We start from the raw sequence: 9,464 nt of genomic DNA on the forward strand, positions 1-9,464 counted from the left end.
TGGCTGCTGAGCCGCAGGGCCCCTCAGTCTGCTGGCCATTGGGCCGCTGGATCGCACGCAGGTTGCAAGCCCGGCGCCGTGCGGAATAAGGGAAGTCAACCAGTGAACATTATGGGGAAGGGGAAGTAACCCCTGCATTTAATCTGGCGGAATAAGGGAAGTCAAACTTCCGTTATTTCGGAAATTTAGCGGTTTATTCGAGAATAACGGAAGTGAAATTTCTCTTATTTCCAAAATTCTGCGCTGATTTGCGTGTTTTATGGGGCTGTGAGCAAAATAAGGGAAGTTTGACTATCACTATTTTGCCCAAAACCGTGTTTTTGCAGAAATAAGGGAAATCTGACTTACACTATTTCCTATCATTATGGCCACCGTGAGTTCAACTTCAAGCAGATGCATTCATCCATTCCATCGGAATGGATGGATCCATCTATAATCGATTATAATCAGTGTCAAATATATTAAGTTAGGCGGGAAACGCATGGAACAACAACGCACATTAGCCGTTTTAGGTTTAGGATTTATCGGACTGCCGTTATCGCTCAGCTATGCGATGCATGGCGCGAAGGTCATCGGGATCGATGTGCTGCCCGGATTAATCGAGGATATCAATAACGGCATTACCCATCATATGGAATCCTACCAAGGCCGGACGATCCGCGATATCTTGAAGGAGCAGATCGCTGCCGGCAGATTCCGCGCAACTTCGGACTATGCAGAAGCGGCACGCGAAGTGGACACGTATGTCATCACCGTCGGCATTCCGATCAAGGACGGAGAGCCGGACTTCCGTGCACTGGACAACTGCTGCGAATCGCTGGGCAGCGTGCTGAAGCGCGGCGATACGGTGATCGTGCGGAGCACCGTCGTGCCGGGGACGACGGAGGGGCGCATTAAGCCGAAGCTAGAGGAGAAGAGCGGGCTTAAGGCGGGCGAGGATTTCTATCTGGCTTATTCTTCGGAGCGCATCGCGGAGGGACGAGCCTTCGAGGAGTTCATCTCCATGCCCCTTGCCTTGGGCGGCGTGAATGAAGCCAGCATCGAGAAGGCGCGGGATGTGCTTTCCTTCGTGACGAAGGCGGAGATCACGATCTCGGACATCCTCACCGTCGAGACGGCGAAGGTGATCGAGAATATCCAACGCGATGTAAATATCGCGATGGTACAGCAGTTCGCCAGATTCGCGGAGAAGGCCGGCATCGACACCTTCGAGCTGATCCGCGTGGCGAATACGCACAAGCGGGTGAATCTGTTGATGCCGGGACCCGGCGTCGGCGGATACTGCCTGCCGAATGCCCTGTATTATCTGCGGCCGAAGGCCAGGGAGCTCGGCGTAGCGATCGATCTTTTGGAGATGGCCCGCCGCATCAATGACGAGGTGCCGGGCATGCTCGTCGATATGCTCGAGAGTGCACTCCATGTCCAGGGCAAGGAGCTGACAGGCAGCACTATAGCGATGCTGGGGCTGGCGATGAAGGATTATTCCAATGATGATCGGATCAGCCCGGCCCATGATATCGTGAAGATCCTGCTTGAGCGCGGGGCGAAGGTTCGTGCATGGGATCCAGCGGTGAAGAGCGAGTACGATTATAAGGTGGATACTCTGGAGGAAGCGGTCACGGGGGCGGATGCTCTGCTCTACGTGACGGCGCAGGAAGAGTTCCAGTCGATCGATTGGTCGAAGACGATCGAATTGATGGCTGATGGAGCCGTGCTCATCGATGCGAAGAATCGCATTCCGCGAGATCTGCCAGCGGGGACGAAGCTTTACCGGATCTGACAGCTTAGACAGACTTACTATCCCACAAGATTGCGGTGATCGAACATGGCGAACAGAACACGAGCCAAGCAGGTTCTCATAATCGCATACCTATTCCCCCCGATCGGGGGAGGCGGCGTGCAACGAGCGGTTAAGATGGCGCGCTATCTGGGGGAATTCGGCTGGCAGGTTCATGTATTGACGGTGGAACCGCAATATCACGCCACGCTGGACGAGTCCTTGCTCGATGAGATTCCCGATGATGTGATCATCCACCGCTGCCGTGAAGATCAGGGTATGGTGCATAAGATCCGGCAGATGCTGCTTGGGACAAGCAGTAACCCTGCTGAGGAGGGCAGTGATGCGGGAATCGCTGGGGCTGGAGGAACTGGCGGGACAGCGGGAACTTCGGAGGCTCGAGGAGCAGCAGGGACTTCGGAGGCCCGAGGAGCAGCGGGAACTTCGGAGGCTCGAGGAGCAGCAGGGACTGGAGAAGCGGGAATTGCGAAGGCAGCAGACGCTGCTGATGATGCAGGAGAGGCAGGAACTGCGAAGTCCGCAGATGCCGCTGACGGTGCAGGGACTGCGGAAACGGCGATTGTTGAGCGGAAGACAGACGCTGCGGCGGAAGCAGAGGGAACCGCAGCCCCTTCGTGGAAGCAGCGGCTTGCGAAATGGTTGAAGCGAACGAAGGATGCGGTGCTTATACCGGATGATCAGATCCTGTGGTATCCAGCGGCGAGGAAGAAGGGGCTGGAGATCATCCGCCAATACGGGATCGATGCGATCTTCTCGACATCGGGGCCGTACACGAACCATCTCGTGGCCCGCTATCTGAAGCGGAAGACGGGATTGCCCTGGATCGCGGATTTCCGGGATCCGTGGACGCAGAATATGCACCGCTCCGGCATTCGCTGGCGGGAATGGCTGGAGGAGCGGATGGAGCGCTCCGTTCACCATGAGGCGAATATGACCTTGACGGTAACCCATTCCTTCGCGAAGAATTTCAATGAGAAGTTCGGCGCCGCGATCACCCGTTTGGAAGTGATCCACAACGGCTATGATCCGGCGGACTATGAGGCGCTTAGAGATGTGAAGAAGGAGCCGCAGGATGAGGACCGCTGCGTCTTCATGTACGCGGGCATCTTCTATCAGGAACGCAATCCGCGGCTTCTGTTGAGAGCCGTGAGGGAGCTCATCGATGAAGGCGCACTTGACCGAGAGCGCATCGTGCTGCGTTTCGCCGGCGTGTTCGATTACCCGGGATACAGCGATAATATCGATGCCGTGCATGAACTCGGGTTGACCGATATCGTTGAGATCCTCGGCAATCTGCCGCATAAGCAGGCGCTTAAGAAGATGAAGCAGTCGGACATCCTGCTGCTCGTTGGCGACACGGCGCCGGAATCGGGCGCCTATATACCAGGCAAGCTGTACGAATACCTGGCCATCGGTCACCCGATCTTGGCGCTCTCCATGCCCGGCGAATCGACGAAGCTGATCGAGAAGTACGGCCTCGGGGAGACAGCGGATCCGCTGTCGCTTGAGGAGATCAAGCGGGCGGTGAAGAAACTCTACGAGGACTGGAAGAGCGGAACGGCTCAGAAGGAGCAGCAGGCACAGGAGAAGTCGATGCTGAAATACCAGCGAAGAGAACAAGCCCGCAGGTTAGCTGAATTATTAAATGAAATAACCGGAAGCCGCAGATAGGTTTCCGGTTTTTTTAGTCTATTAGAACTTCTCACGGATGACGAGGCGCTGTTTGCCGGATTTGGTCGGCGGGATCTCGTCAACGTACTGAATATCAACGGTGATGTCGCCCAGCTTCTCTTTGATCGCGTTCGCGATGAAGTCAACTTCTTGCAGATTGAAACGGTCGTTCTTGATGATCTTCAGCACGCAGTGATCCAGGGATTTCTGGACGATCTGATATTTTTCGAACCCTTGGATATTGCCTGCGATGTGCGCGAAGTAATGGCCGGGGACTGCATTGCCGTCCCGTCTAAGCAGCATATCGTCGACGCGGCCTTCAAGGTGCTTCAGGATCGGCAGCGGGTTGCCGCATGTACAGGGCTCTTCGGAGAGCGCGGCCATATCCCCCAGCTCATAGCGCAGCCGAGGCATGCTGAAGTTGTTCAAGTCAGTGACGAGCAGTTCACCCAGCTGTCCAATCTCCAAGGGCTCCCGCGTTACCGGATCGACGATCTCGAGATAGGCGTTCTCCGCGGTGATGTGTAGATGTCCCTGTTTACATTCATAGGCGATGATGCCGCCGTCCTTGGCGCCGTACTCATTGATCACCCGTGTCTTGAAGACCCGCTCGATCTGTTCGCGCTGGAACGGATACAAGGTCTCTGCCGTTGTCACGATGCAGTTGAGACGGATGTCGCTGGACAGCTGCTGTTCCTCGATATATTTGGCTAATAAATAGATCGCCGAAGCATAACCGTACAGGTATACAGGTTTCACCTTGTGCAGGATCCGTACGTATTCCTCTGTCTGCTCTCTTCTCAGGTCATATCCGGGCAGGATGGTGCGGTTTTTGAGGAGTTTCTCCCTGCGCAGATGCTGCGTGCTGTACTCCGAAGGGTTGCCGAGGATGGCCACGTGCCGATCCCCCGGCTTGATCCCCCACCACGCTAGAGCCCGCCAGCGGGCTGCTTCATAGTGTTCTACGGTGAACCGATCCATATAGAACTGCGTGGGCTCGCCGGTGGAGCCGCCCGTCTTGTTCGGAATGAGCTTGCTGCGGTCGGCCGCGGTGGAGATGTAGTCGTCTCCGTTCTTCCGTACTTCCGCCTTGGTGCAGACATGGATCTGCTTCAGAAGCTGGAAGGGATCGGGGTCCGCGGTTTGGAGCAGTCTGCTGTACTTCTGGTATGCCGGCACCGTCTGGATGCTGTGGGTGAGCAGCTTCATCAACTTCTGCTTCTGAAGTTCTGTAACCTCGGCAGGGGTCAGGCTTTCCGTTGTCTTCAGCTCTTGGAGATAGTTCATGATGCGGTTGCCCTTGACGAGGGACATCATCGGGTATACGACACTTCTGATAAAAATCGCGTTCAGATCCATACGATCACTCCATCCCTGTTACAGCTCTTCGAAGACGGCATCTACGACATATTTTTCGATGCGGTCCGGGGAGGACAACTGGTCGACGATCGCCGGGTCATCATGCTGATAGAAGCGGAAGAAGGTCTCCTGATCGAGATATCCGCCTCCGGGCAGCGGCATGACCAGCCAGGTGCTGTACTGCAAGATGTAGTTGGCCTGCTTCGGAGCATCCTCCTTGCCGATCCAGAGCGTCATCTTCACGACGGTGTTCTCCAGCACGTGCTGCAGGGTTTCATCGTCGGCAAGTTCTTCGCGCAGTTCATCAAAAAGGATGGAAGGAGATCGCTCCACCCATTCCCGGGCATCAAGCTGAACTTGGATGACGTCCGTCGGCGTCGACAGCACTTCGCTGTCGGGCAATTGTACGGCATCCGTCATGAAGGGCAGCCAATCGCTGAAGCCGGCCAGCGGATCCAAGGGCTGCATCTCTTCAGGATTGCCTCTGAACCAGACGCCGCCGCGATTGATATAGCTCTTATCCCCGAAGTGGAAATACTGATAGGTGCGCGTTGCGACGCGGCCGTTCACCTGATAGGCATCTCCAGGTCGGTAGACGATCCCGTCGTACATGCTTGTCGTTGAGCGGCGGCCGATGTTGTTTTTGACATACCCCGTATACCAGAACGACTGCGCCTCTGGTTCAGTGTCGCTTACTTCGATGGCCTTCGCCACGCGGGCGGTCACATCGCTGGTCACCGCCGGCTCGGCTTCGGAAGCAGCAGGGAACCCGCTTACTTCTGAAGGATAGGCAGTGCAGCCCGCGGCGAAGAGCAGCGCTGCGGCTGCGAAGGCGGCACAGGAGAACCGGCTGATGAAGCGCCGCCGCGGCGGGCGCATGGATGCTGTGCAAGTTAAGCCGCGCTCTTGCTCCTGGATGCTGCGGATGGATTCGGAGCGGGCAGGAGCGGCGGAATGGGTGGTCGTCACCTCATGATTCCCCTTATGATAATGATTCGTCCTAAGATGCGCCTTACGATCGGCTTTGCGATTGGCCTTGCTTCGCATGTTGCCACCTCCATCGGTATACGGCGAGCCCTGCTGCCAGCAGCACGGTCAGTCCGCTTAGAATCTCGATCACAGGGATGTTGTGCGGCGCCCAGACGTACAGCTTGTGGATGCCCGCACGGCTCATCACGATCTCATCCCGTCCGTCGCCGTCCAGGTCACCGGCGATGGTGCGCACAACGGCAGGCAGGAATACTTTCCATTCGCGTTGGAGTCCCTCATCGGTATAGGTGAAACCTGTTAGATAGTTGACGTCGCTTGCACGGAGCATGCTCTTGCTCATCGCCAGCAAGGTCTCATCCTCGGTGCCCGGGTTCATCACGGATTCGAGGCGGAAGCTGCGCTCGCGCGTGCCCCACAGGATGTCCCATTCTCCATTGGCCTTGGGCTCGAGAATGATCGTATACGGGAAGGCGATGGTCAGCTCCTCGATGCCGTTGCGGTTGACATCGGTGATGAGGATGTTGCTCTGAGCCAGATTCGTCTGCATCGCCCGTGTGAGCACATGGGTCTCCGTCAGCCCGCCTTCGGTCATCTCGTAGAGATGAATGTTCATGCCTTTGACGAGCAGCCCTTCCCGTCCTTCTCCCAATTGGATGGCGCCGATGATCTGCGTGGCGTCCGAGGCGATGTCGAAGGCTTGTCCATCATAGGCGCCGCTTAATCGGCCCTTGGCCAGCCGGACATCAGTGAAGCGTCCCGTCTCACGCACTTCATCGTACAGCCCGCCTTTCTGTTCCAGAAGGAAGCGGATATTCTCCGTATTCATGAGCAGGGAGCGGAAGGGGGCCGTACCGAACTGGGTCATCGACTCCGCAAGATGTTGTCTGGTGACCAGCGGTTCTAACCGCAGATCATCGGTCAGGATGTAATAAGGGAAGCCGATGTATTCCTGCGGCACGAGGGCCTTGATGCGCTCGGCGTCCAGCTGCTCTGCCGGGATCCGCTTCAGTCCATTGTTCCATTCATACACGAACAAGCTGAACTGGGGGGATTCGATCTCGTATTCCCGCTCATCGATGCGTACGATGCGGGGCTTGGAGTCCGTGTTGCCGATCGTGATGATCTCGTCCCTGCCGTCCCCGTTGAGATCAGCGAGGGTGAAGGGGAAGGGATCGCTCAGTTCGCCGTAGTAGAGTTCATCCGTTACCGCCATCGGCCAAAGATGGGACAGCCCCTGCACCATGCGTTCCGGCAGCACGGCATTCATCGTAAAGGCGATGACCAGGGCCAGGATCGTCGGTATGAGCTTCAGCTTAGCGTACCAGCGAACGATCGGGTAGATGAACAGTCCGATGAAGAGCGAATTAAGGATGAACCAATGTGTCTCCATCCAGTGAACTCGCTGAATCGCCTGATCGAAGAAAATATAGGTCAGCGTATAGACGATCGCTGCCTTGCGCTGCTGCGGCGGTACGAGCCAGAACATCAGCCCGGCGATCGGTACGAAAAGCAGTGCGGCCAAGGACCAATCGGCGAAGGAGCCCAAGAGCAGCAAGTGATAGGCGAGATGAATGTACAAACAGTAGAGGACGAACAGCGCATATCGTCCTATGGTTCTAAGCATATGCGGTTCCTCCTTTCGCATCATAGCCCGGATTGACCGCTTCTGATCCGGCTGCGGAGGCATCGGATGCCGAGTCGGATGCCGAACCTGAGGCTGCATCTGAAACTGGTGTGACGGTCATTGTGCTAGCTAATGTGTCAGTTGATGTGTCGGCTGGAGCGCAGGTTGCTGTGTCAGTGGATGTACCGACTGGAGCGTAGGTTGCTGTGTCAGCTGATCTGTCAGTTCGTGTGCTGGCTGACGGAACAGTGCCTGCACTGGCTCCAGCTTCCGCACCAACGTGTTCAGCCGTTACTGAGCGTCCTGCCTTCCGCCTGCCGCCGGCCGGATCGGATTCGGAATCAGGACCGGCAGAAGCCGGATCTTGTCCGCCGGGCGTGAAGGGCTTCAGATACGGAAGCGATAGGAGTACGCCGGCGATCAACCAGAAGAAGGTATTCATAAACGGCACTTCAAATATGTTCTCTACTCCGTTATGCAGGATCACGGCTAGCAGTCCGGCGAAGATGCCGCCGTAGAGATAAAATTGCCTTGTTCGAGCGCTCCCCTTCCATATATCGAAGGTGTTGCGCAGGAGCATGTACATCAGCCATAGATAGACGCCGAGTCCGAGTAAACCCATCTCGGCCAATGTCTTGAAATAGTAGCTGTCAACATAGATCGTTCCAAAATGCCGATCCGCCACTGCTCCGCCGTAATGGCCGAGCCCGGTGCCGAAGATCGGATTGCTGCGCATCTGATCGTAGGCGCCGATCCAGCGCTGGATGCGGCCGTTCTCGGAGCTCTTGGCGAGATATTCCGGATTGAACAGGGCCGCGAAGCGCGACGAGATCTGCGGCACGAAGATCGACGACAGCACCGCAGCGATCAGGAAGCCGATGAACAGCTTGCGGTTGAGGAACAACAGCGCAAGACCGATCGCTCCGCCGAAGGCCAGCCATGCCCCGCGCGATCCTGTGAAGACCAGAGCGGCGAGCATGATGACCGCAAGCACGGCCCACAGCCATCTGCGGCGACCGCGGTCGGTAAGCGCCAGTCCCGCGGCGATCGGCGCCGTCAGGGCCATGTAGCTGCCCAGCACGTTCGGGCTCTGGACGATGGAGTAGGAACGGGTGCGTACGGTTTCGCTGGCGTCAATCCAGCTCGCAGGTACCTCGACGCCGATGATATATTGGTAGACGCCGTGCAGCCCGATGAGCCCGCCGATGATCACGAACAGGCGGAACAACTGCATCGCTTCGCTTTCCTTATCCAGAATATAGAAACCAATGATAAAAGCGAGTATGTATTGGTATACAGCGCGGAATCCTTCGATATTCACGCCGAAACGCGCCATATCGAAGACGAACATCGCCACGCCCAGCACTGTGAAGGCGATGAGCGGCGTCCGAACACTGGGCAATCGGCGCCGCTTGTCCAACATGCGCAGGACGACGATGCACAGCAGCAACACCAGCAAACCTTCATCCCATAGAGAAGAGACGATGGGGATCGGGATGATGTTGCGCAGGATATAGTCGATGATCGGAAAAGCTAACAGCACATAAAGCCATGTCATGCGATGAAAGAGAATGGCTTTGGCTTTGTCCAGCATAGGTAATAACTCCTCTCTGACAGCGGCTGTACGGGCGTTTAGGCGGTAAGCACGGCCAACTCACGCCCCTTCTAATTACCGCATAACGATATTGAAAAATCAAGTTATTCTTCCACAACGATAAACTTCATTTTGCCAAATATGGGAGTTCTGATATGGAAGTTTTGATGTGGGATTTCTGGCGAGGAGCAGGTAACGGAACCCAGGTACGTTATTTTACCGAAAAGAGTCGGTTTACAGAAACTAACGGAACGTAGATCCGCTATTTGCTGCTATATGGTGCTGAGTCGCGGATTTAGGAGAGAATAACGTACCCAGGTTCCGTTAGAAAGAGAAGAGGTCGAGAAATCGCCGAATAGCGCACCGTAGTTCCGTTAGGATCTCGGCGAGATCACATGCACCTTATTCAGATACGGTGATTCGGATGA

General features: G+C 56.1%; 6 protein-coding genes. 2 read left to right on the forward strand and 4 right to left on the reverse strand.

Annotated elements, in window-relative coordinates; all coding sequences use genetic code 11:
- Positions 1 to 481: 481 nt before the first annotated feature.
- Together PRECH8_RS13565 and PRECH8_RS13570 are read left to right on the forward strand one after the other, a co-directional pair.
- Positions 482 to 1,780 carry a nucleotide sugar dehydrogenase gene (locus PRECH8_RS13565; RefSeq protein WP_200967632.1) on the forward strand — a complete coding sequence of 433 codons (1,299 nt, stop codon included), beginning with the start codon at positions 482 to 484 and terminating at the stop codon, positions 1,778 to 1,780.
- A gap of 45 nt (positions 1,781 to 1,825) precedes the next feature.
- Complete coding sequence (locus tag PRECH8_RS13570; protein WP_200967633.1) at positions 1,826 to 3,469, forward strand: glycosyltransferase family 4 protein; 1,644 nt, start codon at positions 1,826 to 1,828, stop codon at positions 3,467 to 3,469.
- Between the two features lie 21 nt (positions 3,470 to 3,490).
- On the opposite strand, the gene PRECH8_RS13575 is transcribed toward PRECH8_RS13570, so the two are convergent.
- From PRECH8_RS13575 to PRECH8_RS13590, 4 genes are read right to left on the reverse strand one after another with little or no spacing between them, the layout of a single operon-like run.
- A complete protein-coding gene (locus PRECH8_RS13575) occupies positions 3,491 to 4,828 on the reverse strand; it encodes a phenylacetate--CoA ligase family protein (protein WP_200967634.1) in 1,338 nt (445 codons plus the stop codon).
- An 18-nt stretch (positions 4,829 to 4,846) separates the two neighbouring features.
- Positions 4,847 to 5,875, reverse strand: coding sequence for a hypothetical protein (locus PRECH8_RS13580; RefSeq protein ID WP_200967635.1), 1,029 nt, complete (start codon positions 5,873 to 5,875; stop codon positions 4,847 to 4,849).
- Positions 5,841 to 7,442, reverse strand: coding sequence for a hypothetical protein (locus tag PRECH8_RS13585; RefSeq protein ID WP_200967636.1), 1,602 nt, complete (start codon positions 7,440 to 7,442; stop codon positions 5,841 to 5,843). Before PRECH8_RS13585 ends, PRECH8_RS13580 begins: the two co-directional genes overlap by 35 nt.
- Entirely contained in the window at positions 7,435 to 9,036 is a 1,602-nt protein-coding gene (locus tag PRECH8_RS13590) for an O-antigen ligase family protein (RefSeq protein WP_200967637.1), read from the reverse strand. The genes PRECH8_RS13585 and PRECH8_RS13590 overlap by 8 nt, the downstream gene beginning before the upstream one ends.
- Between the last annotated feature and the right edge of the window lie 428 nt (positions 9,037 to 9,464).

Source organism: Insulibacter thermoxylanivorax (genome assembly GCF_015472005.1).
GTDB lineage: Bacteria > Bacillota > Bacilli > Paenibacillales > DA-C8 > Insulibacter > Insulibacter thermoxylanivorax.